At 62.0% G+C, this 21,100-nt stretch carries 31 protein-coding genes; 15 read left to right on the top strand and 16 right to left on the bottom strand.

Annotated elements, in window-relative coordinates:
* Positions 1-150 precede the first annotated feature (150 nt).
* Together BUA38_RS20165 and BUA38_RS20160 are read left to right on the top strand one after the other, a co-directional pair.
* A complete protein-coding gene (locus BUA38_RS20165) occupies positions 151-414 on the top strand; it encodes a hypothetical protein (RefSeq protein ID WP_072820525.1) in 264 nt (87 codons plus the stop codon).
* 131 nt (positions 415-545) lie between these two features.
* Complete coding sequence (locus BUA38_RS20160) at positions 546-1,364, top strand: arylamine N-acetyltransferase family protein (protein ID WP_338076264.1); 819 nt, start codon at positions 546-548, stop codon at positions 1,362-1,364.
* A 49-nt stretch (positions 1,365-1,413) separates the two neighbouring features.
* Here BUA38_RS20160 and BUA38_RS20155 read toward each other — a convergent pair whose 3' ends face one another.
* The gene (locus BUA38_RS20155; protein ID WP_072820523.1) at positions 1,414-1,848 is read right to left on the bottom strand and encodes a hypothetical protein; all 435 of its coding nucleotides are present in this window, start codon (positions 1,846-1,848) and stop codon (positions 1,414-1,416) included.
* A gap of 153 nt (positions 1,849-2,001) precedes the next feature.
* On the opposite strand from BUA38_RS20155, the gene BUA38_RS20150 reads away from it, so the two are divergent.
* Both BUA38_RS20150 and BUA38_RS20145 read left to right on the top strand, forming a co-directional pair.
* On the top strand, positions 2,002-2,424 hold the full coding sequence (locus tag BUA38_RS20150; protein ID WP_072820521.1) for a YeeE/YedE family protein: 423 nt from the start codon (positions 2,002-2,004) through the stop codon (positions 2,422-2,424).
* Positions 2,425-2,428: 4 nt separating this feature from the next.
* A complete protein-coding gene (locus BUA38_RS20145; RefSeq protein WP_172806056.1) occupies positions 2,429-2,896 on the top strand; it encodes a DUF6691 family protein in 468 nt (155 codons plus the stop codon).
* 138 nt (positions 2,897-3,034) lie between these two features.
* On the opposite strand, the gene BUA38_RS20140 is transcribed toward BUA38_RS20145, so the two are convergent.
* A complete protein-coding gene (locus BUA38_RS20140; protein ID WP_156898590.1) occupies positions 3,035-3,451 on the bottom strand; it encodes a hypothetical protein in 417 nt (138 codons plus the stop codon).
* 657 nt (positions 3,452-4,108) lie between these two features.
* Here BUA38_RS20140 and BUA38_RS20130 point away from each other — a divergent pair.
* On the top strand, positions 4,109-4,450 hold the full coding sequence (locus BUA38_RS20130; protein ID WP_156898589.1) for an enhanced serine sensitivity protein SseB C-terminal domain-containing protein: 342 nt from the start codon (positions 4,109-4,111) through the stop codon (positions 4,448-4,450).
* Positions 4,451-4,469: 19 nt separating this feature from the next.
* Here BUA38_RS20130 and BUA38_RS20125 read toward each other — a convergent pair whose 3' ends face one another.
* Positions 4,470-4,961 carry a J domain-containing protein gene (locus tag BUA38_RS20125; RefSeq protein WP_072820515.1) on the bottom strand — a complete coding sequence of 164 codons (492 nt, stop codon included), beginning with the start codon at positions 4,959-4,961 and terminating at the stop codon, positions 4,470-4,472.
* Between the two features lie 150 nt (positions 4,962-5,111).
* Between BUA38_RS20125 and BUA38_RS20120 the strand changes: the two genes are divergently transcribed.
* Complete coding sequence (locus BUA38_RS20120; protein WP_072820513.1) at positions 5,112-5,882, top strand: SDR family NAD(P)-dependent oxidoreductase; 771 nt, start codon at positions 5,112-5,114, stop codon at positions 5,880-5,882.
* 15 nt (positions 5,883-5,897) lie between these two features.
* Positions 5,898-6,386, top strand: a complete 489-nt coding sequence (locus BUA38_RS20115) for a hypothetical protein (RefSeq protein ID WP_072820511.1) — start codon at positions 5,898-5,900, stop codon at positions 6,384-6,386.
* Positions 6,387-6,407: 21 nt separating this feature from the next.
* On the opposite strand, the gene BUA38_RS20110 is transcribed toward BUA38_RS20115, so the two are convergent.
* Complete coding sequence (locus BUA38_RS20110; RefSeq protein ID WP_072820509.1) at positions 6,408-6,692, bottom strand: hypothetical protein; 285 nt, start codon at positions 6,690-6,692, stop codon at positions 6,408-6,410.
* A 235-nt stretch (positions 6,693-6,927) separates the two neighbouring features.
* On the opposite strand from BUA38_RS20110, the gene BUA38_RS20105 reads away from it, so the two are divergent.
* Positions 6,928-7,323, top strand: coding sequence for a collagen-like protein (locus BUA38_RS20105; RefSeq protein WP_338076263.1), 396 nt, complete (start codon positions 6,928-6,930; stop codon positions 7,321-7,323).
* Positions 7,324-7,327: 4 nt separating this feature from the next.
* Here the strand turns inward: BUA38_RS20105 and BUA38_RS20100 are convergent, their stop codons facing one another.
* Complete coding sequence (locus tag BUA38_RS20100) at positions 7,328-7,648, bottom strand: hypothetical protein (RefSeq protein WP_072820504.1); 321 nt, start codon at positions 7,646-7,648, stop codon at positions 7,328-7,330.
* A 62-nt stretch (positions 7,649-7,710) separates the two neighbouring features.
* A complete protein-coding gene (locus BUA38_RS20095; protein ID WP_072820502.1) occupies positions 7,711-7,977 on the bottom strand; it encodes a DUF2277 domain-containing protein in 267 nt (88 codons plus the stop codon).
* Positions 7,978-8,277: 300 nt separating this feature from the next.
* On the opposite strand from BUA38_RS20095, the gene BUA38_RS20090 reads away from it, so the two are divergent.
* The 4 genes from BUA38_RS20090 to BUA38_RS20075 all read left to right on the top strand — a co-directional run bounded on the left by BUA38_RS20090 (position 8,278) and on the right by BUA38_RS20075 (position 10,836).
* The gene (locus tag BUA38_RS20090; protein WP_072826266.1) at positions 8,278-8,523 is read left to right on the top strand and encodes a DUF2188 domain-containing protein; all 246 of its coding nucleotides are present in this window, start codon (positions 8,278-8,280) and stop codon (positions 8,521-8,523) included.
* Between the two features lie 14 nt (positions 8,524-8,537).
* On the top strand, positions 8,538-9,590 hold the full coding sequence (locus BUA38_RS20085) for an alpha/beta fold hydrolase (RefSeq protein ID WP_072826265.1): 1,053 nt from the start codon (positions 8,538-8,540) through the stop codon (positions 9,588-9,590).
* Between the two features lie 138 nt (positions 9,591-9,728).
* Entirely contained in the window at positions 9,729-10,082 is a 354-nt protein-coding gene (locus BUA38_RS20080) for a hypothetical protein (RefSeq protein WP_072820500.1), read from the top strand.
* 148 nt (positions 10,083-10,230) lie between these two features.
* The gene (locus BUA38_RS20075) at positions 10,231-10,836 is read left to right on the top strand and encodes a pyridoxamine 5'-phosphate oxidase family protein (RefSeq protein WP_072820498.1); all 606 of its coding nucleotides are present in this window, start codon (positions 10,231-10,233) and stop codon (positions 10,834-10,836) included.
* A 79-nt stretch (positions 10,837-10,915) separates the two neighbouring features.
* On the opposite strand, the gene bfr is transcribed toward BUA38_RS20075, so the two are convergent.
* The 3 genes from bfr to BUA38_RS36805 form a co-directional block, all read right to left on the bottom strand.
* Positions 10,916-11,404: a bacterioferritin gene (gene bfr / locus BUA38_RS20070; protein WP_072820496.1), complete on the bottom strand. Its 489-nt coding sequence runs from the start codon at positions 11,402-11,404 to the stop codon at positions 10,916-10,918.
* A gap of 135 nt (positions 11,405-11,539) precedes the next feature.
* Positions 11,540-11,809 carry a (2Fe-2S)-binding protein gene (locus BUA38_RS20065; RefSeq protein ID WP_072826264.1) on the bottom strand — a complete coding sequence of 90 codons (270 nt, stop codon included), beginning with the start codon at positions 11,807-11,809 and terminating at the stop codon, positions 11,540-11,542.
* Positions 11,810-11,947: 138 nt separating this feature from the next.
* The gene (locus tag BUA38_RS36805; protein ID WP_156898587.1) at positions 11,948-12,097 is read right to left on the bottom strand and encodes a hypothetical protein; all 150 of its coding nucleotides are present in this window, start codon (positions 12,095-12,097) and stop codon (positions 11,948-11,950) included.
* 180 nt (positions 12,098-12,277) lie between these two features.
* Here BUA38_RS36805 and BUA38_RS20060 point away from each other — a divergent pair, with 180 nt between their 5' ends.
* Positions 12,278-12,604, top strand: coding sequence for a hypothetical protein (locus BUA38_RS20060; RefSeq protein ID WP_072820494.1), 327 nt, complete (start codon positions 12,278-12,280; stop codon positions 12,602-12,604).
* On the opposite strand, the gene BUA38_RS37570 is transcribed toward BUA38_RS20060, so the two are convergent.
* The gene (locus tag BUA38_RS37570; RefSeq protein ID WP_172806055.1) at positions 12,565-12,765 is read right to left on the bottom strand and encodes a hypothetical protein; all 201 of its coding nucleotides are present in this window, start codon (positions 12,763-12,765) and stop codon (positions 12,565-12,567) included. The two genes, BUA38_RS20060 and BUA38_RS37570, sit on opposite strands and share 40 nt — an antisense overlap.
* 73 nt (positions 12,766-12,838) lie before the next feature.
* Here BUA38_RS37570 and BUA38_RS20055 point away from each other — a divergent pair, with 73 nt between their 5' ends.
* Positions 12,839-13,102 (top strand): hypothetical protein, encoded by a 264-nt coding sequence (locus BUA38_RS20055; RefSeq protein WP_072820491.1) that lies wholly within the window; start codon positions 12,839-12,841, stop codon positions 13,100-13,102.
* A gap of 95 nt (positions 13,103-13,197) precedes the next feature.
* Here the strand turns inward: BUA38_RS20055 and BUA38_RS20050 are convergent, their stop codons facing one another.
* From BUA38_RS20050 to BUA38_RS20040, 3 genes are all read right to left on the bottom strand, one after another.
* Positions 13,198-14,610 (bottom strand): IS1182 family transposase, encoded by a 1,413-nt coding sequence (locus BUA38_RS20050; protein WP_072816060.1) that lies wholly within the window; start codon positions 14,608-14,610, stop codon positions 13,198-13,200.
* Positions 14,611-14,716: 106 nt separating this feature from the next.
* Positions 14,717-15,541: an outer membrane protein gene (locus BUA38_RS20045; protein WP_072820489.1), complete on the bottom strand. Its 825-nt coding sequence runs from the start codon at positions 15,539-15,541 to the stop codon at positions 14,717-14,719.
* A gap of 180 nt (positions 15,542-15,721) precedes the next feature.
* On the bottom strand, positions 15,722-16,954 hold the full coding sequence (locus BUA38_RS20040) for an MFS transporter (RefSeq protein WP_244552999.1): 1,233 nt from the start codon (positions 16,952-16,954) through the stop codon (positions 15,722-15,724).
* Positions 16,955-17,073: 119 nt separating this feature from the next.
* Here BUA38_RS20040 and BUA38_RS20035 point away from each other — a divergent pair, with 119 nt between their 5' ends.
* Positions 17,074-17,637, top strand: coding sequence for a TetR/AcrR family transcriptional regulator (locus BUA38_RS20035; protein WP_072820487.1), 564 nt, complete (start codon positions 17,074-17,076; stop codon positions 17,635-17,637).
* A 47-nt stretch (positions 17,638-17,684) separates the two neighbouring features.
* Here the strand turns inward: BUA38_RS20035 and BUA38_RS20030 are convergent, their stop codons facing one another.
* The 3 genes from BUA38_RS20030 to BUA38_RS20020 all read right to left on the bottom strand — a co-directional run bounded on the left by BUA38_RS20030 (position 17,685) and on the right by BUA38_RS20020 (position 21,031).
* The gene (locus BUA38_RS20030) at positions 17,685-19,322 is read right to left on the bottom strand and encodes a GMC family oxidoreductase (RefSeq protein WP_072826262.1); all 1,638 of its coding nucleotides are present in this window, start codon (positions 19,320-19,322) and stop codon (positions 17,685-17,687) included.
* A gap of 49 nt (positions 19,323-19,371) precedes the next feature.
* Positions 19,372-19,968 (bottom strand): GNAT family N-acetyltransferase, encoded by a 597-nt coding sequence (locus BUA38_RS20025; RefSeq protein WP_072820485.1) that lies wholly within the window; start codon positions 19,966-19,968, stop codon positions 19,372-19,374.
* Between the two features lie 136 nt (positions 19,969-20,104).
* Positions 20,105-21,031 (bottom strand): SMP-30/gluconolactonase/LRE family protein, encoded by a 927-nt coding sequence (locus tag BUA38_RS20020; RefSeq protein ID WP_072820483.1) that lies wholly within the window; start codon positions 21,029-21,031, stop codon positions 20,105-20,107.
* Positions 21,032-21,100: the final 69 nt, after the last annotated feature.

Below are 21,100 nucleotides of genomic sequence, written 5' to 3'. Positions count from 1 at the left end.
GGCGTGACGTCCACCAATCACGCGCTTGCTACTGGCGCCTGTCACCCTTTTGACGCACCACTCCGCCGTCAGCGCCACCGTTAGAGGCCGCTACTGGCTTCATGGGGCGCGGGGAACTATAACTCTCAGTCATCACCAAAGGAGACTTTCATGCGTCGCACCACCGCTCTCGCCGCCGCCGCCGCCATCCTGGCTTCGTCAGCCGCGTTCGCCCGCCCCATGCCCATGCCGCAGGGCTATTACGTGATCCGCTGGGACAACACCGGCGTCTGCCAGATCTGGAACACCAACTTGCAACAACAGCCGGTGCACTTCCTGTCCGACTACAAGGTCGTCAGCAAGCCGGTGCCGACGTTCACCGAAGCCGCCGCGATCCAGGAAAAGATGCGGGTGAGCCGCGCCTGCACGTTCTGAGGCTCGCAACATCGGGAAATCAAAAGGCCGGGCGAACCCCGGCCTTTTCCTTTGCTTTCATGTTGCCAGCGCTCCCGCGCTGGCCTTGGCGCCGTTCCCTGGCATAGTATCGCAGCCGACAGAGGCGGCGCATGATGGATCATGAATTTCGGCTGGACAAATACCTGGCGCGGATCGGCCATAGCGGCCCGGTCGCGGCCGATCTCGCGACGCTGAAAGCCCTCCAGACCGCGCATCTCGCTGCGATCCCGTTCGAGGCGATTGATCCGCTGTTGCGCCGCCCGGTCAAGCTCGATCTCACCTCGATCCAGGCCAAGCTCGTCGAGGGAAGCCGCGGCGGATATTGCTACGAGCACAATCTGCTGTTGCGGGCGGCGCTCCAGGCGATCGGCTTTGAGGTCACCGGGCTTGGGGGGCGGGTGCGCTGGATGTCGCCGCCAGGCAGTCCGCTCGGGCCAAAAACACACATGCTGCTGAAGGTCGATCTTGCGGACGGCGCTTATCTCGTCGACGCCGGGTTTGGCGCCTGCCTCCTGGATGCGCCCCTGCAATTCAAAACCGACATCGAGCAGACCACCGTGCTCGGCACCTATCGTCTCACCGAGACGGACGGTTTGCTGTGGCTCAATGCCAAACGCGACGGCAGCTGGCGCGCGATGTACGTCTTCGACCTGCATCCACAGCTTCAGGCCGACTACGAGCTCGGCAACTGGTTCACCTCGACCAACTCGACGATTCCGCTCACCACAAGGCTGATCGTCGAGCGGCTGTCAGGCAACCGGCGCATTCGGCTGGTCGATCGCGCGCTGACGCTGGAGGCACGCGACGGCGAATTGACCAAGGAGCGCACGCTGGCGAACGCCGGTGAGCTCGACGATGTATTGCGTGAAACCTTTGGGATAACGCCGCCGGTGCCGCCTGAGGACATTTTCAGGCGAACCGGCGGCTGAGCACCTTGATCCCTCCCCCGCGGAACGCGTGGGGGATAAGAAAGGAGCTCTACCTCAGGCCGATCGCAAGGCCGCTCAAATCCGCATTCGCCATCAGGCCAAACTGCGAGCCGGCGAGTTCGAGCGTGACGCCCCGCGCATTGGTGAGCAGGATGCCGCGCACGCCGCCGCCGACCACGATGCCGGCGCCGCCTGCCGCATAGGCGCCCGCGATATCCGACGGCCGCCAGATGTTGCTGACGCGGCCGCGCAGCACCGCGCGCGATCCGCCGAACACCAGACCATAATCGATGCCGCCAACCGTGAGCGGATAACGGCGGCCGTGGAAATCCAAGACGCCGCTGCCGCCGTTGCCGCCGATGATCCATCCGGCCTTGATGATCGTGAGCTGCACATAGCCTTCATCGGCGCGCGCGGCCGACGAGAGCCCAACGAAAGCAACAAGCACGAGGACGATCGTGCGGACGGCGGATGATAGTCTCATTGGTTTCCCCCAGATTTGCGTTTGAAAACAATCGAATCGTTTGGCGGCGGGAGTGTAACCGATCGAAAGCGCCGGCAAAAAGGCATTGGCGGCGGCTACGGGCGACTCTATCGTGGCAATTCGCAGGCCTCAGCTATAGCAGGAGGGCAGAACATGCACCATTTCACGCCCACGAGCGGACTGATCGGCGGTGCACTGATCGGGCTCGCCTCCGCAGCTCTGATGCTGTCGGCCGGACGGCTGGCTGGCGTGTCCGGCATCCTCGGCGGAGTGTTGACCACGAGCCGCGACCGCGCCTGGCGGCTCGCCTTCATCGTTGGCCTTATAGCTGCAGCACTGATCGGACCGCTGTTGGGCACATCAGGGCCGGCGCGGCTCTCATCGTCAAACCTCGTGCTCTACGCGATCGCCGGTCTTCTGGTCGGGTTCGGCACCCGAATGGGCAATGGCTGCACCTCGGGCCACGGCGTCTGCGGTTTCGCGCGCGTCTCGGCGCGCTCGATCGTCGCCACGCTGATATTCATGGGCGCGGCGATCGTCACGGTTGCGCTGGTTCGTCACGGCTTCGGAGGGTAGTGCGATGATGCTGATCCTCGCGAGCTTCGGTTGCGGCGTCGTGTTCGGACTGGGATTACTGATCTCCGGCATGACCGAACCGGAAAAGGTTCTCGGCTTCCTCGATTTCTTCGGCACATGGGACGCCACGCTCGCCTGCGTAATGGCGGGTGCGGTCATCGTGGCCGGCGCGGGCTTTGCGCTGGCGCGGCGGCGGAGCGCGCCGCTATTCGCCGCAAAATTCTCCTGGCCCGCGCGCAACGATATCGATGCACCGCTCGTGGCAGGTTCAGCGCTGTTCGGAATCGGCTGGGGCCTTTCCGGAATTTGTCCAGGTCCTGCGCTGGTAAACCTCGCCGGTCTCACCATGCCGATGATCGTGTTTGTCGCGGCGATGGTGCTCGGCATGTTCGGCTACGAGCTATGGCAACGCCGCAAGGTGGCCGGCGAGACGGCGAGCGAGGTCGTCGCGGCGACGGCGGCGGATGGGTGAATTCGTCATTCCGGGGCGCGAGTGAAACGAGCGAACCCGGAATCCATTTCTGAGCTTGTTCGAGCGGCGCTGTGGATTCCGGGCCTGCGCCTGACGGCGCATCCCGGAATGACGATGAGGAGAGGTGCGCGAACCGCTTCAGCTCTTCTCCGCTGCCTCGAGCCGGTTGAACTCGGCCTTGACCAGTTCGTGAAACACGTCCTTGTCGAGTACGCCTGACTTGCGGAAGGGAGCTGCGGCGAGTGCGTTGACGACGGCGTCGTGAACCTCAATACCGCCTTCCGAGTGCTTGACCATCCCCCACTTGATCAGCGTCCTGTCGCCGACGATTTCCGTGAAGCGCTGGAGCCGGAGACTGAGGCTGAAGAATTCCTTCGGATCGGCAAATTCGCGCTTGACCGCAAGCAGCGCACGCTGGCTCGCAGGCTCGTCCACCGCCGGCGCTTCGCCCTTCTCGTCCGGCTCGCCAACCAGCGCGGACTGGTAAATGCCGAGCGCCTGATGCAGCCGCTCCGGCGCAACCGGGTTAACCTTCTCCTCGCTCGCAGCCGTCATCTTCTCCTCCCCGCGTGACGCCATTCGTTAATGCCGCGGCGTCTTGCTCAAACATTAGCCGAGGCCGCTTTTGCGTTAAGGAAAGCATCTTTGCAAGCGCCCCGACGAAAACCATTTTGAAGTCATCTTGAAACCCGATTGGTTTGAACCGGTTTCGCCGCCACCGACACTCATGGGCATTCGGGTCGATCCCCCTGACCCGGAAGACACAAGCCGCGAAAGGCCTCCATTAGCAGGTCCAGCGGATCACCAACCCATACTTAAGGAGATAACCATGCATCACATCCGCACCCTTGCCGCTGCCGCCGTCGTTGCCGCCACCGCCTTCGCCGCCGCAAGCCCGGCCGAAGCCGCGCCCTTCCATGTGATCAAGTAGGCCGACACCGGCTACTGCCAGATCTGGGACAACGGCTTCGCGATCTCGCCGTGGCCGACCAGCTACACCGTCATGACCCACCGCCAGGCCACTTTCGAGCGCGCGGTCGCCGTCAAGGGCTGGCTGCTGCACAAGGGCTACTGCTCGCTGTAAGCGGCAAAATCCGGCAATAAGTGGGTATCAATCTTCCGACAAAATCATACCCACAAAAGAGGAACGGTGAGCACGGGTTGAGCGTTTACGCGTCCAGTGCTCACCTTCGCTTTTGGCGGGAGGTTCGATTGCTTCACCAGTTCTCCGCAACAGGCATCGCCTTCATGGGCGAACAGGATGGCGCGCACGAGCAGCGCCTCAAGGAAGCGATTTCCGTTCTGCTCGATCTCGATACCACCGTGGCGCGGGCCTATCTTCTGCGCGCCAACCATAGCGGTGGCACCGTGCTGGTTCTCCTGACCCACGACAGGCAGGAAAGCGGCAAGCTCGCGCTACAGATGGACCGCGCCTTTGGGGCGCTGTTCAATACCGAAGCCCATCTCGACGTCGTGTTTCTCGACGACGAGGCCGACGCGAGAATCCGAAAGTCTTTTTCGCCGTTTTACGATCGCCGCGCGCGCTATCACTGACCAATGACTTACTAATGGCTTAGTGGCGCGGCGGCATGCGCCGCTCTTTCATCAGCGCCTCGTGCGCGGCCGATATCCTCAAGAATGCCTCTTCGCTGCCGCCGGCATCCGGATGCGTGCGCTTGGCGAGCAGCTTGTAGGCGCGATGGATTTCACTCTCGGACAGGCGGCGATCGAGCGGCAATCCCAGAAGCTGGCGCGAGCGTTCTTCCGGCGTGAGCGATTTCGGCAGCGCCGAACGCCTGCCGAATTGCGGCGCGGTGAGGGCGGCCATCACCTCGCGAATGACACTGATCCGCCGCCGTGCCGCAACGCAAGTCGCATGGTCGGTGCTGTCTTGCGCGGCACATCGCAGGATCGGCAGCGCCTGGGCCGCCGCCTGACGCAACGCCTCATCTTCGGCGCAGTCCGCAATCAACTGCGCGAGCGTCACCGCCTCACCATAGTCAGGCGCGTGCGCCGACCAGATGCGATCGAATTCGAGCTTCCACTCCGCAAGTCGCCGATTCATGACGAATTACCCGAGAACCATTAAGCACGATGCGGTGCTAACACTTTCCGTTCCGGTTTCGGCTAATTCGAATCAGATTGTAACGAAAAGCGCTGTCGCGGCGGCGAGCGGATGTTAAGCTTCCGGCCAACAAACAGCGGAGGAAAAACAATGCCCGGACTTCTCGAGAACCATATCGCCGCCGTCACCGGCGCAGGCTCCGGCATCGGCCGGGCGATCGCTTTTGGCTATGCCCGCGAGGGCGCGCAGGTCGCGCTGATCGACATCAACGAACAGGCGGCCGAGGACGCCGCCGAGGAGATCCGCCGCGCCGGCGGTCTCGCGTCCAGTTTCCACCTCGACGTCGTCAGGCGCGAGGATTGCGTGGCGCTCGCCAAACGCGTCAGTGAACAGGTCGGCCAGGTCTCGATCCTCGTCAACAATGCCGGCATCAACCGCCGCAACGCCTTTGCCGGCGACGGCGCGGCGATGATCAAGGATTGGGACGACATCATTTCCATCAACCTCGACGGCGTCTTCAACGTCACGCACGCCTTTCTCGAGCCGATCCGCGCCAGCAAGGGCCGCATCGTCAACATCGCCTCGATCCAATCCTTCGTGCATGTGCGCACGCCGAATTCCGTGGCCTACACCACCTCCAAGCACGGCGTGCTCGGCTTTACGCGGGCGCTGGCCGCCGAACTCGGCAAATATGGCGTGCGCGTCAATGCGATCGGCCCCGGCCTGATCGAAACACCGCTCAATGCCGCGGTGCGCGCCAACAACCCGGAACTGATCAAGATCTTCATCGACCACACGCCGCTAGGCCGCGCCGGCCAGCCGGAAGATATCGTGGGACCGGCGATCTTCCTCGCCTCCGATCTCGCCGCTTACGTCACGGGATCGATCGTGATGGCGGATGGCGGCTATCGCGCGATCTGAACCGCGGGGAAACATATGCGGATGCACGCACCAGGGCTCGTGATATGGCTTGCCGGCATGATTGCCCAGCCGGCCGTTGCAGGCTCCTGGAAGTACGAACTCGACGAACGGGATCACAGCATCCTGAGTTATTCCGAAGACGGCAAGGCGACGTTCCTCATCGGCTGCGGCCGCGCCTTCGCATTACATGCCAAATATCCGGGCAAGGCAAAGACGGAGGGCAATACCCGCCTCGTTATCGCTTCGGGAAAGAGAAGCATGGCGTTCTTGGGGGATTTCGAGGCGCCGTTCGATGACCTCGCAACCACATTCGTCCAATTCGACCTCGGCTATCGGCGGGCTGACCTCGCTCTCTACGGCAAGAAGTGGAGGGCGCTCAGGAACCGTCTTCTCGATCTGCTTGATTCCGGCAAGGCGCTCAAGATTTCAGCCGGCCGGGATAGCTATACCTTGCCGCCGGTCGACGCCGTTGGCTGGCGCGAGGCATTCGGCAAATGCGGCTAGAGGCGCGGATCCAGGTGCGTACTACTTTTCGATGAACCGTGCTTTCAGCCGCTCCTGCGCGCTGACCTGGACTTGCCGCAGGTGATCGGCCCACACGCCGCACATCAAAATCAGCGCGATCAGCGACACGCTGCCTGATATCAGTTCAAGCGCGCGCAAAACCATCGCCGTCAGGACCGCCCATAAAGGCTGCGGCAAATCGGCGAATGCGACCGGCACCACATCGGCAACGAACGTCCGCTCGGCGCCAAATGCCACGGCGAAAACCACAGCGAACAACCAAAATACCTTCCAGCCCTCGTTCATCGTCGCGCCTCGTATTGCCACCCCTGGTTTATCCTTGGCTCATCCTAGGCGGAGCGAGGTTTACGATTGATGTTGATCCGTTCCCCGTACAATTGCTGGTGCCATTCGCGGTCTGCTAAAACGGGAGTAAGATTCACCAGGAGTTAAACACGTGGCGAACAGTTTGATTGGCCGCCCGGGACCTCAGGGCCATCCGGGGCGTCCGGGCCCCGAGGGAGCGCGGGGCAAACCCGGCGTGCAAGGCAAGCCGGGAAAGCCTGGTGCGCAAGGCAAACGCGGCGAGCCGGGTCCTCAAGGTAAACAAGGCGTTCAAGGCGAGAAGGGGCCGCGCGGCGAAGTCGGCCCCGCCGGCCCGTTGCCTTCCATCGAGCAGGTGCTGCCTTGGCTGCATCAACTGTTCGATGCCTATGAAGACTACAAGCGGCAGCGCGAACGCGAGGCGTTAGAGGCCGCCGAACGCGATGCGGCCACGCAACGGGCCTTCGCCGAGCAGGATCGCGACGAGGTGCTGTTCGACGAGGGCGATGGCGACGAGGACCGTGACAGGAAGCGGAAGAAGAAAGACAAGAAAGATAAAAAAGACAAGAAGCACAAACACAAGCACAAGAACAAAGATAAGGACAAGGAGTAAGGCGCTATGGGTGCGCTTGCTTGCGCACCTTTCCAAAATGATTGGCAAGACGTAGCGCCACGAGGCGTGCGCCGATCAGCGCGAGCGCAACCAGCGGCCAGGGCGGCGGAAGCTGCGGCAGGGTGATGTAGATCAGCGCAGCCCCGACGATAAGATTGAAGAAGCCCCAGATGACATTGAGCACCGGCGGGGAGTTGCCGCGGCCCGGCGGGGAAGCAAACGGGGTCGGAAACGGATTGCCCGAGATGCCCTGTACGGTGTGGGGAATTGCGTTGGCCAGAAACGCACCGGCGAAGAGCCAGCCGAGATAGACATACCAGACCATAGAACTCTTGCACCTCGCAGTTCGCGAACCCACTACCCGATCAGGCGCCATTTGACAAAGACTCAGGCGAATCTTGCCCGCGACCGTTCCTTGGCCTTTTCGGCCTCGATCTCGCGATCGCGCGCCGGCGCATGGGTGTGGAGCGAGTCCAGCAGCCGATGCGCGGCCGCGCTGACCTCGGCTACCGCACGGTCGAATGCTTCAGCATTTGCCTGTGACGGTTTGTTGAAGCCGGAGAGCTTGCGGACGAATTGCAGGGCGGAAGCGTGAATTTCGTCCGCCGTCGCCGGCGGCTCAAAGTTAAACAGCGTCTTGATGTTTCGGCACATTTTTCATTTCCCTGTTACAAGACTTCGCGACGCCTGATGGTGGGCGGGCTGTTTCACCGCCCATTTTGTCATAGAATAGGCGGCGCGCCTGCTTCCCGTAAGCCCCGCCAGTACCGCCTGTTCGAAGTTCCTGCACCACAAGCGGCGAATTCGATCCAGGAACTTCAAATAGGGAAGCGGTACTGGAATCAATAAGTTTGCTAGTGTCCATGACTTTCCGAAGTTCGTGAAAGGTGGGTGCTGCGACAGAGCACGAACTTCGGAAAAGTGGACACTAGCCCCACAAAAGGAAGGTTGCCGATGAGTCACGTCACCTACAAGATCGTCGAGCACGATGGCGGCTGGGCGTACACTGTCGACGGTGTGTTCTCGGAGAGCTTCGCCAGCCACGCCAAGGCTCTCGCCGCCGCCCGGCGCGCCGCTTCCGAACAGCGCGTGCCCGGACGCACCGAGGCGATCGAGTATGAGACGGCGGACGGCAAATGGCACACCGAGACCGCCGCCGGTGACGACCGTCCGGACACCGACGTCGAAGACCATCCATAATGCGGAATGAGGCCATGAGAGGTCTGCTGTCGGCCATCTTTGCCGTCACTTCGTTTGCCGCGATGGCCGCCGACTATCCGGCGCCAAAGCAAGGCGATTTCATCGCGCGTGATTTCAAATTCCACGGCGGCGAGACGATCGCGGAATTGAAGTTGCATTACACCACCGTCGGCGAGCCGACCGGCCAGCCGGTACTGGTGCTCCACGGCTCCGGCGGCTCGGCGGCCAGCATGCTGACGCCAACCTTTGCGGGTGAATTGTTCGGCGCGGGCCAACCGCTCGATGCATCCAGATACTACATCATCATTCCCGACGGCATCGGCCACGGCAAATCGTCAAAGCCCTCCGACGGCGCAAAGACCGCGTTTCCGAGTTACGACTACGACGACATGGTCGAGGCGCAATATCGCCTGGTCAAGGAAGGCCTCGGCATCAAGCATCTGCGGCTCGTGATCGGCAATTCCATGGGAGGCATGCATGCCTGGCTGTGGGCTGAAAAGTATCCGGACATGATGGATGTGGTGGTGCCGATGGCCTCGCAACCGACCGCGATGGCGGCGCGCAACTGGATGCTGCGGCGGATGATGATCGAGACCATCCGCAACGACCCCGACTACAACAACGGCAACTACACGAGCCAGCCGCGCATGATGAAATATGCGGTCGCTGCTTACGGCTTTGCGAGTTCCGGCGGCACGCTCGCCTATCAGGAGCAAGCGCCGACGACAGCCACGGCCGACAAGATGGTTGACGAACGGCTTGCCGCGCCGCTCACAACCGACGCCAACGACTTCATCTATCAATGGCAGGCTTCGCACGACTACGATGCATCCGCGAAATTGTCGCGGATCGAGGCCGTGCTGCTCGCCATCAACTCGGTCGACGACGAACGCAACCCGCCCGAGACCGGCGTCATCTTTGACGCGCTCAGCCACGTCAAGAACGGCAAACTCTATTTGATCCCGGCATCAAGCGAGACGCGCGGCCACAGCACGACCGGCAACGCCAAATTCTACAAGGATCAGATCGAGCAATTGTTGCGTTCGGCACCCGCACGCGGGATGTAACGGCGCCTCTCCGTCGCACCCTTTTCGCGCCGCATCAATTGCGTTGCACTGCCAACGCATATTATTTGAGCGTGCATCCGCCAAACGTCTCGGGCCTAATCACCGCGTTGGATTCGCCAAGATCGTCTGGAGGATCGAATGCGAAAGCTCGCGCCCATCGCCCTGTTGCTTGCATGTTGCACACTGGCGGGTACGGCGCTCGCCTTCGACAACGGACAATATGAAAACGTACCCGCCGATATCCGCGCCTGGTTCAAGGGCGTGATCGCGCCGAACGGCGTACCCTGCTGCGACATCTCAGACGGCCACCAGACCGAATATGATTTCCGCTCCGGCGCCTATTGGGTGCCGATCGAGGGCCAGTGGATGGAGGTGCCGGCGCACGCGATCATCCGCGATCGCGGCAATCCGGTCGGCCAGGCGGTGGTATGGTATGTCCATCATCGCGGCAGCATCGTCATCAGCTGTTTCGTGCCGGCGGACGCGGTGTAAGATTCGTCCATCGGTCGCTACTTCGTCGTTTCACTCCCTTGCGCAAACGCTGTGCGTTTGTCGCAGGCAATGACGGGGTGCAAAATTGGCACATGACCGGACGATGACTGGCTGATACGCTTCGCGTTGAACCTGCTGGAGCACAGCCTTGACCGACGTCACCTCCACCGACCTCGCCACGATCTACGCCAAGCCGACCGCGCGCGTGCTCGCCAAGGCGCGGCCCGAGATCGACATTCATGCGAGAAAGTTCATCGAGATGTCGCCGTTCTGCGTGCTGGCGACGTCAGGTTCCGACGGCAGCGTCGACGCCTCGCCGCGCGGCGGCCATCCGGGTTTCATCCGCGTCGACGGCCCCCACGATCTCTTGATGCCCGATCGCCCCGGCAACAACCGCATCGACAGTTTCAAGAACATCGTCGAGGGCAGCGGCCTGTTGCAACTGATCTTCTTCGTGCCCGGCATCGACGAGACGCTGCGCGTCGGCGGCCGCGGTGCGGTCACGACGGATCCCGCGCTGCTCGCTGCGATGGAAGAGTTCGGCAAGCTGCCGCGCGCGGTGCTGCGCATCGAAGTGTCGGAAGCTTACTTCCACTGCGGCAAGGCCTTGATGCGCTCGAAGCTGTGGTCGCGCGACACGCAGGTCGAGCGCGAGGTGTTTCCCTCGATCAGCCAGGTGATCCACGACCAGACCAGGCTCGGCGACCCCGAAACGCAGACCGAGGTCGAGGCGCGCTACAAGACGCAGCTGTGACACTTTCTGTCATGGCCGGGACAAGCCCGGCCATGACGATGAAAGAGAAAGCGCCGCCGAGGGAACGGTAAGCGAAAAATCAGTGCTCGCCGCTCTCGAGCCCGCCGACATGCTTCTGGGTGTAGAGCTCGAGCCCGATCCGCCCGATCAGGTCGATCTGGGTTTCGAGGAAGTCGATGTGGTGTTCCTCGTCCTTCATCAGCTTTTCGAACAGGTCGCGCGAGACGTAGTCCTTCACGCTGTGGCAGTGCGTGGCGGCTTCCTGGTAGAGCAGGCGCGCGCTGATCTCGGCGGCGAGATCGCAATCGATGACTTCCTTGACGTTCTGGCCGATCCGCAAGGGATCGAGCACCTGCATGTTCGGAAAGCCGTCGAGGAAGATGATGCGATCGACGAGCTTGTCGGCGTGCTCCATCTCCTCGATGGATTCCTTGCGCCAGACCTTGGCCATCTCGAGCAGACCCCAATTGCCGAGCAGCCGGTAGTGCAGCCAGTATTGATTGATGGCCGTGAGTTCGTGCCGCAAACCCTTGTTGAGATAGTCGATGACCTTTGGGTCGCCCTGCATGGTGCACTCCGGTTGAATGATCGCGGAGGAGTCTCACGCGATGATTTAGAACGCTTCTAAATGAGATTGAGAAGACGAGCAACCCTTTTGCCTGACCGGCAAAAAAGGAAAAATATTCAGGATGATACGGGAGGGTTAGCCCGCCGCGATGGCGAAGTCGACCGGCTCGTGTGTCGCGGAATGGCTGTGGCTCTGGCTGTGCGGGCAACCGCTGCAGCAGGCCTTGGCGCAAGCCCCTAGCGCCTCATCGATGATGGTCTTGATCGTGCGCGCGCAACGGCCGCACTCGGCGCTGCATCCGAGGCATCCATAGATTTGCTTGGCGTTGCGGGGAAGATGTTGCGAGCCTTCGACGGCACTGCGGACATCATGGTCGCTAAGCACGTTGCAGGAACAAACGATCATCGAAAACGGCAGGCCCATCGGTGAGTGGAGCCTTTCGATATAAAAGCGCGGCGCCCGATGCAAAGGCTAAAACGGCATTTTCAAGTAATTCCAAACTGATAGGCGGCCTACTCTGGAATGAATCTAAATCTGCGTGCGTCAGTCGCCGCCGCCACCGCCATCTCCGCCGGATGAGCCATCTGAGGTCGACCCCCGCCCCCGCTGATTGCGGCCTGTACCGCTCACCACCATCCAGCCGGCAACCAGCGCGCCGACCACGACGATCATCGCCAACAACCGGTCCCTCACGGCCCCTGTCTCCGGCAGGTGGCGGAACCATTGTGCATGGCACAATGGACACGTAAGTTGCTGGATTGAGCCGCTATTATGACGACCTCGTTCATTGATCATTCAAGTGGAATGTGGAACCTTCAATCGACGGACCGCTTGGACAGCGTAGTCTCGTGATCCAATCAGAAAGGTGATGCCATGAGGAAAATTCTGGTGGCACTGGCCACCATCGGCACCTTGGCTTTCTCCGCCTCGGCCCCCGCCCACGCTCAACGCGCCCTTGGCGCGGCCATCGCGGGTGGACTTATCGGCGGTGCGATCGTCGGCAGCGCCGTCGCGGCCAGCCCCTATTATTACGGTCCCGGCCCCCACTACTACGGACCCGGCTACGCACCCGGCGCCTATTATGGCCCGGCCTACCGTCCGGCCTACGTCGCCGAAGAGCCGTATGGCTGTTACTGGCAGCGTCAGCGCTTCTGGGACGGCTATGCCTGGCGCTTCCGCCGCGTCCAGGTTTGCGGCTGATAAACATTCATCTTCATTAAATCGGACGGGATGATCGCGTCATCCCGCCCGATTTTCAAATCGTGCTGAATAATGGCGCGAAAAAACCGTTTTTGAGACGGATGTGCTAACAGGTTCACTTCGGGTTGACCGTTGTGCGCTTCTTCGGCGACAGGGTACATTCCAAGCTCGGCGTACGAATCAACTTAACCTCTGGCGCTTGAGAGGCGCCGCATCTCCAGGAGAGTCCTGAACATGAAGAAGACATTTGCTGCGCTCCTTGCGGTCGCAACGGTCGCCGGCGCACTCAGCGCGACCCCGGCCAACGCCCAGCGCGCGCTTGGCGCCGCGGTTGCCGGTGGCATCATCGGTGGCGCGATCGTCGGTGGCGCGATCGCGGCTCAGCAGGCTCCCGCTCCGGTTTACGTGGCTCCGCCCGGACCGCCCTGCCGTTGGGTGCGTGAGCGTTACTGGGATGGTTATGATTGGCGCTTCCGCCGCGTTCAGTACTGCGATTGATCGCAACACCCTGAACTTCGAAAACCCGGCCGAAATCAGGCTGTGTGGAAACGAGAGGCTGCGGTGATCCGGGGCCTCTTTTTTAATTTTTAGGGTCAGGCGAGCCTAATCTTGAGGCTTTGCGAGCCGATGAGATTGATGACCCGCATGATGTTGTAGACAAGAACGCTGAGGGCGGCTTCAGTCTTGACGTTGGTAAGGCCTCGGGTGAGGAACCTGCCGCCAGCCGTCATCCGCTTGATGGTTCCGAACGGGTGTTCAGCCGCGCATCGCCGCTGCCGCATGAGGTGTGGATCGGCTTCGACGCGGGCATTCATGCGTTGAAGCGCGTCCTCGTAAAGGTGTCTTTGAACGAAGCGGCGCTCGACGCGGGTGCATCTCGGCTTGAGCGCGCAACCCGAACAATCGTCGGCGATATACAAGACGCTCTGCTTTCTGGTGAGGATTTGCTTGCGCACCAGTGTTCGGCCCGCCGGACAACGAAAACTGTCGGTTTGCGGCTCATAGATGAAGGCCGTGCGGTCGAAGAAGTCGCCTTGATTGTTGACGGCCCGGTTCGCTGGCACACAAGGCGTGATGCCATCGTTCTCGCAGGCTGCCGCGTCTGCTCCGTTCGAATAGCCAGCGTCCGCCACCACCGTGAGCGTATCGGCCGCCACCGCATCCTTCGTCGCCTTGGCCATCGGATGGAGCAGCCGGTTGTCGGTGGGTTCGGTTGTAACCTCATGGTGGACGATCAGCCCCGTCGCAGCATCGACCGCCGTCTGGACATTGTAGGAAGGAGGCTTGGAGCCTGCCCCTTTACCCATCGGCCGCGCATCGAGCTCACCTTCTACAAGACTAGTCCGATCTTCCGCCTTAAGTCGCGCCGCCAGAGCATCAAGGTCGGTGCGGCGTGCCCTGAGAGCCTGGAGAGCCGCAGCCGTTTGTTCCGCATCGCTATCGGCCCGCTCGCCCGCATCGATGCTGTCGAGGTTGGCAAGATAAGCCGCGATCTGTTGATCGATCCGGCCGGCCTCTTCGGCGACCTTGCGTTCGCCCATAATCCGCTTGGCGCTCGCCACCGCCCGGAACTTCGAACCGTCGAGGGCCACCAGACGGGCCGCAAATAGTCCTTGCTCGCGGCAGAACAGCACGAAGGCCCGGCATGCCCCTACGATCCCGGCTGCATTGTCCCGCCGAAAGTCCGCAATTGTTTTGAAGTCGGGGGCAAGCCGCCCCAACAGCCACATCAGTTCGACATTGCGCCGGCACTCGCGTTCCAGCTTGCGGCTCGAACGAACCTCGTTGAGGTACCCGTAGATATAGAGCTTCAGAAGATCGCGCGGGTCATAGCCGGGCCGCCCGGTCGCCGCCGGTGTCGCTCGAACCAAGCCGAGCCCGAACATATCGAGACCTTCAACAAAGGCATCGATTACCCGCACCGCCGCATCAGCGGCAACGTAATCATCGATCCGTGCCGGCAAAAAACTCGCCTGGTTACGGTCCCCACCTCGAATGTAGCGCATGAAAAAGGCCGCATCATTAATGATGCGGCCTCTCTATCTGATTTGCCCCAGTTCTCACACAGCCTGTGACGCCGGGCTTTTCGATAGCCGGAGTGTGAACCGCCGATCAGCCGCCGAACTTGTAGCTGACGCCCGCGCGCAGGATATCGAGGCCCATCTTCTGCGTCGCCGAGAAGCTGCAGCTAACGTTAGAGCAACCAGCGGGACTGATTGCCGAGGACATGCTGCCCAAATCGATGTGTTGATATTCTCCACGGACGATCCAGTTCTGGGCGAACATCCATTCGACGCCGGCGCCGATCACCCATCCGGTCTGCTGCGTCGACGAACTGACCGAAGCCGAAAGATGGCGGCTCGGACCGCCGCTATCAGCGCAACCCCCTTGCAAACAGCTCAACCCCACCGAGTTCGCGACCTTTGCAAACGCCGCACCGCCAGTGCCGTAGATCATCAAGGGACCCGTCGCCCAGCCGACGCGCCCCCGCGCGGTGGCAACCCAGTCCAGCTCGCCGCTGGCGGATGCAAAGCCGCGATCGTTCGTTGGGCCGTCCACACAAGCCACACTCGTGAAGTCCGTCTGGCGGCAGAACGATTGACGCGAGCGCACCGACTGCCAGTCGCCCTCGACACCAGCCACCAGGTTCGGCGCGAACTGCCAGTTAAATCCGGCATGGCCGCCGCCGATGAACGGCGTGGGACTGAACGGGTTGTCCTGGACATTATTGGTAAGGGTCGGATCGGAATCCCGCTGTGAGAAATTCGACGTGAAATTGTTTTTCACGCCCGCCATACCGGCGTCGCCGCCGACGTAAAACCCGGTCCAGCTATAGACCTCGGCCATAACCGGCGCGTTCGACGCGCCGAGGTCGGCCGCCCAGGCAGCGGTCGAACCGATCCCGGCGAGAACCGTCGCCAGAATGATCTTTTTCATGCGAATTCCGCGAATACGTTAAGCGATGCTCACTGCGCCTACGGATGCACGACTCCCGACTGCCGCGGTATCCCCCGATCGAATGACATTGCTCGCGAACCCAAATTTCGGTTCTCGGATGTGGCGCGGCGCACACAGGTCTTTCGTTTTGGCGCGGCTAGCCAGCAACTTCAGCGGCCGTCAACGATCCGCCCACAGCGACGCCATCATCGAGATGAAGGCGAGCAGGATGATGACAGCGCCATAGAGATAGGCCGTGGTCGAAAGCCCGATATGCGGGACCGATAGTCCGGCCACGACCGCGGGCACGCTGAACGCGAGATAGGATTGCAGATAGAACGCCGAGAGCAGTCCGGCGCGCTGATGGGGTTCGGCGGTCGGCAGCAACGCGCGCAGCGTTCCCGAAAAAGTCGACCCAAATCCTACGCCTGCGATCATGGTGCCCGCGAGTAGCGCAACCACCTGTTGTTGCTGGATTCCGATCATCGATACGGCCACGCCCAGCCCCAGCGTGCTGGTACTCATCAGGATCAAACGCCGCACCGGCCAATTGCGGAACGTCGCGACCGCGATGGCTGCGGTCAGCATCAACGCCGCGACCACCAAACCTCCGACCCAGGGCGAAGCGATTCCCATCGTCGTCGCAACCACGGTCGGCATCAGCGACAGATAGAGGCCGCCAAGCGCCCAGGCTGCGACATTGGCCGGCGTGAGCCTGGCAAGAATAGTCCGCGACTGCGGCGGCACGCGGATCTGCGGACGTAACGAGGCCAGCGCACCGATCTTTCGCGTGCTGCTTTCGGGCATGACATAAAGCAGTGCGATCATCAGTGCCGTCAGCGCGAGTAGAACCTCATACACCCGATGCAACGGGTCGGTTGCAAACGTAATCAGCGCCGCCGCTCCCAGCGAGCCGGCGGTCATGCCCAGAAACGCCGTAACGCTATTGAGAAGAGGTCCGCGGGCGCGGTTGGTATCGAGAATCGCGGCCCCCAACGCGGTCGTGCCGACACCGACGCTAAGCCCCTGCACCATTCGCGCCAGGATCAATTGCCCGACGCCCTGCGCCTCCGAGAACAGGATCATCGCCAAGGCGTTCAACAGCAACGCCGAAAGGATCACCGGACGGCGGCCGACATAGTCGGACAACCCGCCGACCGTCAGCAGCGCCGTAAGCAAGCTTGCGACATAGCTCGAGAAGACAATCGTGATCCAGAACGGCGTGAGATGCATCGACGCCTGATAGAGATGATAGAGCGGCGTCACCGCGCTGCTGCTGGCTGCGATCAACATCGCGCCTGCAAAACTGAACACGGTCATGGCAGCGGGCGTCAGGACGCGGGCGGAGCTTTCCTGGCCGGTAACGAGCGCGTCGGCGGCCGCGGTGGACGAATTTGTCTGACAGGCTTGCACGGGAAGCTCCTAAAGCTAATATGTAGCGTTAGCATATGGGAGCCTGCCGCCTTAAAGCAAATTATTTGCATTAAGATCGACCTTCGTTTTGGCATGGCAAGGTTGCACGGAGCAGAAACGTGGCCGTCAAAGAGCGGATTCGGGTCGGGGGGCGGAGCGCACGCATCCAAAGCGCCGTGCACGAGGCGGTACAGCGTCTGGCCGTAGCCACCTCCCGCGACGAACTGACGGTGCCGCAAATCGCCGCCGCGGCCGGCGTAACGCCGTCGACGATTTACCGGCGGTGGGGTGACCTGTCGGCCCTGTTCGCCGACGTCGCCGTCCAGCGGCTGAGACCGATCGCCGATCCCGAAGAAACCGGCGCCATGACGTCGGACCTGCGGGTGTTCATCGAACAATTCATGGAAGAGATGTCGTCGCCGGTAGGCCGCGAGTTGCTAAGGGACGTATTTTCTCAGCCAGGATCCCACACGGTCCGGTGCGGGAACTATACGATCGAGCATCTGACGACCATCGCCGAACGAGCCAAAGCGCGTGGCGAAACCCCGTTCGATGTCGACGAAGTACTCGACCACGTGGTGGCGCCGATCATCTATCACATCCTGTATAGCGATCGGAAACCGACACTGGACTACTGCCATTCCCTGCTCGACCGCATCCAGTCACTGCCACGGAAGACGTGATCGGGCTGCGATGGTGATTGGTGCAAACACGCATTGCTCCGTCGGAACTATCCCGCCAAACGCACCGCCTCCAGCGGAGCCTTGCCGCGGATCATGTCGCTCGCCTTGTCTGCGATCATCTGCGTCGACGCGTTGAGGTTGGCCGAGATCATCCGCGGCATGATCGAGGCATCGACCACGCGCAGGCCCTCGAGGCCATGAACGCGCAAGCTATCGTCGACCACAGCCCAGGATGCATCGGCCGGCCCCATGCGGCAGGTACATCCGGGATGGAACGTGGTGGTGCCGCGCTTGGTGGCAGCCTGAAGGAACTCCTCGTCGGTCTGCACGTCCGGTCCGGGGAAATCCTCGTAGTCGTAATAGGGCCTGAGCGGATCCGACTCCAGAAGCCGCCGCGCCAGCTTCATGCCGGCGACGACGATGCGGCGATCGAGATCGGCGGTGAGATAGTTGGTCTGGATGATCGGCTGCACGAACGGATCGGCCGAGCGAATGCGGACATAGCCACGGCTCTCGGGCCGCTGCTGCCAGGACGTCACCGTCATGCCCGGCAAGTCTTCGAGCGTGCCCTGCACGCCTTCCTTGTAACTCGCCGGCGTGAACGTCAGTTGCAGGTCGGAGCTTTCGGTGGTCTCGCCGGAATGCCAGAAGCAGTAGACCATGGTCGGTGACAACGACAGCAGACCGCGCCGCGTGGCGGCCCACTTCAAGGCCTCGCCGACCAGGCTCAGACCGCGCCGGCGTTCGTTGATGGTCTTGATGTTCTTGACGCGCGCGACCGAACGCGGCGCGTAATGATCCTGCAAGCCCTCGCCGACACCCGGCAGCGCGTGACGAACCTCGATGCCGTGCGACTGCAACAGCTCCGGCGAACCGACCCCGGACAGTTGCAGGAGCTGCGGCGAATTATAGGTGCCGCCGGCCAGAATGATTTCCCTGGCTGCACGCACCTCGTGCAGCGTTCCGTTCTTGCCGCCGCGGCGGTAACGCACGCCGACCGCGCGCTTGCCTTCAAAGACGATCCCGGTGACGTGGGCATGGGTGCGCACGTCGATGTTGCCGCGCTTGATCGCCGGATGCAGGAAAGCGGTGGCAGCACTGACGCGCAGGCCGTTCTTGATGGTACGTTGGGCGTAGGACACGCCCTCCTGAATCGCGCCGTTGTAATCGGGATTGCGCGGAATGCCGAGCGAGATCGCGCCTGCCATGAAGGCCTCGCATAACGGGTCCTTCCAGTCCATGGTGGTGACGGTGAGGTTGCCCTCGCGGCCGCGATAGGTGTCGTCGCCGGGACCCACGCGCGTTTCCAGCCGCTTGAAATACGGCAGCACGTCCGAATAGCTCCAGCCGCGGTTGCCGATCTGCGCCCAGGTATCGAAATCCTGGCGCTGGCCGCGATTATAGATGTGGCCGTTGATCGAGGACGATCCGCCAAGCGTCTTGCCGCGCGGCGCGTAGATGCTGCGGCCGCCGGTCCACGGGCCCGGCTCCTGCTGATAGGCCCAGTTGACGCTGCGCATATGGAACGTCTTGATGAAACCGGCCGGCAGATGAATGTACGGATGCCAATCGCGCGGCCCCGCCTCGAGCACGCAGACTTTCGCTGCCGGGTCCTCGCCCAGGCGGCTGGCCAGCACACAACCGGCCGAACCTGCACCGATGATCACATAGTCGAACGTATCCATGATTTTTGATTCTTTGTTTGACGCGTTTTTCTTCACGCGCTTGAAAACGCTATGTCCGCGGCTTTTCATTTAGTTGAAACGTGAGATGCGCTTTCGCCGTCGGCCATTCCGAGGCGATGATGCTGAACACCACCGTGTCGCGCAGCGTGCCGTTCGGCCCGATCTGGTGGTTGCGCAAAATGCCATCCTGCTTGGCGCCCAGCCGCTCGATACCGCGCCGGCTCTGGTGGTTGAAGAAATGCGTGCGAAATTCCACCGCGATGCAATCGAGTTTTTCGAACGCATGTGACAGCAGCAACAGCTTGCACTGGGTGTTGAGCGCGGTGCGCTGCACGCGCTTGGCATACCACGTCGAGCCGATCTCGACGCGACGGTTCGCGGCGTCGATGTTCATGTAGGTCGACATGCCCGCGATCTTGCCGTCGGCATCGAACACCGTGAACGGCAGCATCGAGCCTTTCGCCTGCAAGCCGAGCCTGCGATCGATTTCCTTCGCCATTTCTTCAGGTTTCGGTATCGCCGTGTACCACAGCTTCCACAGATCGCCGTCCGCCACCGCCTCCGTCAATCCGGCCAGATGCGCGTGCGCCAACGGCTCAAGCCGCGCATGCGGACCGCTCAGCGTTACGGGTTCAGGCCAGGGCATCGGGTTCTCCTCTTCCTCATCCTGAGGAGCGCTTCGTTAGAAGCGCGTCTCGAAGGGTGAGGCTCATGTGGTGGCCTCATGGTTCGAGACGCGTCGTGAGTACGACGCTCCTCACCATGAGGGTTAAGCAGCTTTCTCATCTGTTCAAAAAATTCAGCGGCAGACCGGGCCGCGGCCAATCCATCGCAACGAGTTCGCCCTCGCCGGACAGCGTGATGTAAGCCGTTTTCAACTCGGGTCCGCCAAAGGCGATATTGGTGGTGACGCGGTCGCCGGTCGGCACCTGCTCGACCAGCGCGCCATCCGGCGCAATCACCGAGATACAGCCCGAGATCAGCGTGGCGACACAGACATTGCCGTTCGCCTCGACCGCGAGCGAATCGAACATCTGATAGCCGCCAAGGCCCGCGATCGGCCTGCCGCGCTCGCCGCGATAGATCACCTCGCGCGGTTTCACCACGCCAGGCTCCGGAATGTCGTAGGCCCAAAGCCGCGCGGTCGGCGTCTCGGCGATGTAGACGGTCTTCTCGTCCGGCGACAGCCCGATGCCGTTGGCGGGCAGCACGCCATGCACGCCCTCGACGATCTCCGCACATCCGGGCTTGAGATAGTAAAACGCGCCGACATCCATCTCGCGCGCGCGGCGCTTGCCGAGATCGGAGAACCACAGGCCGCCATGTCTGTCGAAGACGAGGTCGTTGGGGCCGCGCAGCGCGTGCTCGCCGCATTTGGTCACGACGGTTTCGACCTTGCCGCTCTGCAAATCGACGCGCTGGATCGAGCCGCCGAGATAGTCGTCCGGCTGGGCCCCCGGCATGATCGTCTTGCCGGTCGGAATCCAGGAAAAGCCGCCGTTATTGCAGATATAGATCTTTCCGTCGGGGCCGAGCGCCGCGCCATTCGGGCCGCCGGGAATTTGCGCGACCACTTCCTTGCGCCCGTCGGGATGGACGCGAGTCAACCGTTTCCCGCGGATCTCGACCAGCACCACCGATCCATCCGGCATTGCAACCGGACCTTCCGGAAACTCGAGGCCGGAGGCGAGAACACGGATGTCAGGCATAGATCCTCCCGGGGTTTTTCGCAGCGCACCGCCGGTCGCGCACCGCATTTTCTGCGGCGACGTTAGGGC

Origin of the sequence: Bradyrhizobium erythrophlei (genome assembly GCF_900142985.1) — a bacterium.
Classification (GTDB): domain Bacteria; phylum Pseudomonadota; class Alphaproteobacteria; order Rhizobiales; family Xanthobacteraceae; genus Bradyrhizobium; species Bradyrhizobium erythrophlei_B.
This window is presented reverse-complemented; position numbering and strand designations above follow the sequence as displayed.

Coding starts and splice junctions, on each gene's coding strand:
- BUA38_RS20085 (WP_072826265.1), top strand. CDS start 8,538: ATGAGAGGTCTGCTGTCGGCCATCTTTGCCGTCACTTCGTTTGCCGCG.
- BUA38_RS20050 (WP_072816060.1), bottom strand. CDS start 14,610: ATGCGCTACATTCGAGGTGGGGACCGTAACCAGGCGAGTTTTTTGCCG.
- BUA38_RS37570 (WP_172806055.1), bottom strand. CDS start 12,765: ATGTACCCTGTCGCCGAAGAAGCGCACAACGGTCAACCCGAAGTGAAC.
- BUA38_RS20020 (WP_072820483.1), bottom strand. CDS start 21,031: ATGCCTGACATCCGTGTTCTCGCCTCCGGCCTCGAGTTTCCGGAAGGT.
- BUA38_RS20055 (WP_072820491.1), top strand. CDS start 12,839: ATGAAGAAGACATTTGCTGCGCTCCTTGCGGTCGCAACGGTCGCCGGC.
- BUA38_RS20090 (WP_072826266.1), top strand. CDS start 8,278: ATGAGTCACGTCACCTACAAGATCGTCGAGCACGATGGCGGCTGGGCG.
- BUA38_RS20120 (WP_072820513.1), top strand. CDS start 5,112: ATGCCCGGACTTCTCGAGAACCATATCGCCGCCGTCACCGGCGCAGGC.
- BUA38_RS20165 (WP_072820525.1), top strand. CDS start 151: ATGCGTCGCACCACCGCTCTCGCCGCCGCCGCCGCCATCCTGGCTTCG.
- BUA38_RS20145 (WP_172806056.1), top strand. CDS start 2,429: ATGATGCTGATCCTCGCGAGCTTCGGTTGCGGCGTCGTGTTCGGACTG.
- bfr (WP_072820496.1), bottom strand. CDS start 11,404: ATGCAGGGCGACCCAAAGGTCATCGACTATCTCAACAAGGGTTTGCGG.
- BUA38_RS20045 (WP_072820489.1), bottom strand. CDS start 15,541: ATGAAAAAGATCATTCTGGCGACGGTTCTCGCCGGGATCGGTTCGACC.
- BUA38_RS20095 (WP_072820502.1), bottom strand. CDS start 7,977: ATGTGCCGAAACATCAAGACGCTGTTTAACTTTGAGCCGCCGGCGACG.
- BUA38_RS20150 (WP_072820521.1), top strand. CDS start 2,002: ATGCACCATTTCACGCCCACGAGCGGACTGATCGGCGGTGCACTGATC.
- BUA38_RS20125 (WP_072820515.1), bottom strand. CDS start 4,961: ATGAATCGGCGACTTGCGGAGTGGAAGCTCGAATTCGATCGCATCTGG.
- BUA38_RS20110 (WP_072820509.1), bottom strand. CDS start 6,692: ATGAACGAGGGCTGGAAGGTATTTTGGTTGTTCGCTGTGGTTTTCGCC.
- BUA38_RS20030 (WP_072826262.1), bottom strand. CDS start 19,322: ATGGATACGTTCGACTATGTGATCATCGGTGCAGGTTCGGCCGGTTGT.
- BUA38_RS20080 (WP_072820500.1), top strand. CDS start 9,729: ATGCGAAAGCTCGCGCCCATCGCCCTGTTGCTTGCATGTTGCACACTG.
- BUA38_RS20140 (WP_156898590.1), bottom strand. CDS start 3,451: ATGACGGCTGCGAGCGAGGAGAAGGTTAACCCGGTTGCGCCGGAGCGG.
- BUA38_RS20025 (WP_072820485.1), bottom strand. CDS start 19,968: ATGCCCTGGCCTGAACCCGTAACGCTGAGCGGTCCGCATGCGCGGCTT.
- BUA38_RS20060 (WP_072820494.1), top strand. CDS start 12,278: ATGAGGAAAATTCTGGTGGCACTGGCCACCATCGGCACCTTGGCTTTC.
- BUA38_RS20115 (WP_072820511.1), top strand. CDS start 5,898: ATGCGGATGCACGCACCAGGGCTCGTGATATGGCTTGCCGGCATGATT.
- BUA38_RS20100 (WP_072820504.1), bottom strand. CDS start 7,648: ATGGTCTGGTATGTCTATCTCGGCTGGCTCTTCGCCGGTGCGTTTCTG.
- BUA38_RS20155 (WP_072820523.1), bottom strand. CDS start 1,848: ATGAGACTATCATCCGCCGTCCGCACGATCGTCCTCGTGCTTGTTGCT.
- BUA38_RS20065 (WP_072826264.1), bottom strand. CDS start 11,809: ATGATCGTTTGTTCCTGCAACGTGCTTAGCGACCATGATGTCCGCAGT.
- BUA38_RS20160 (WP_338076264.1), top strand. CDS start 546: ATGATGGATCATGAATTTCGGCTGGACAAATACCTGGCGCGGATCGGC.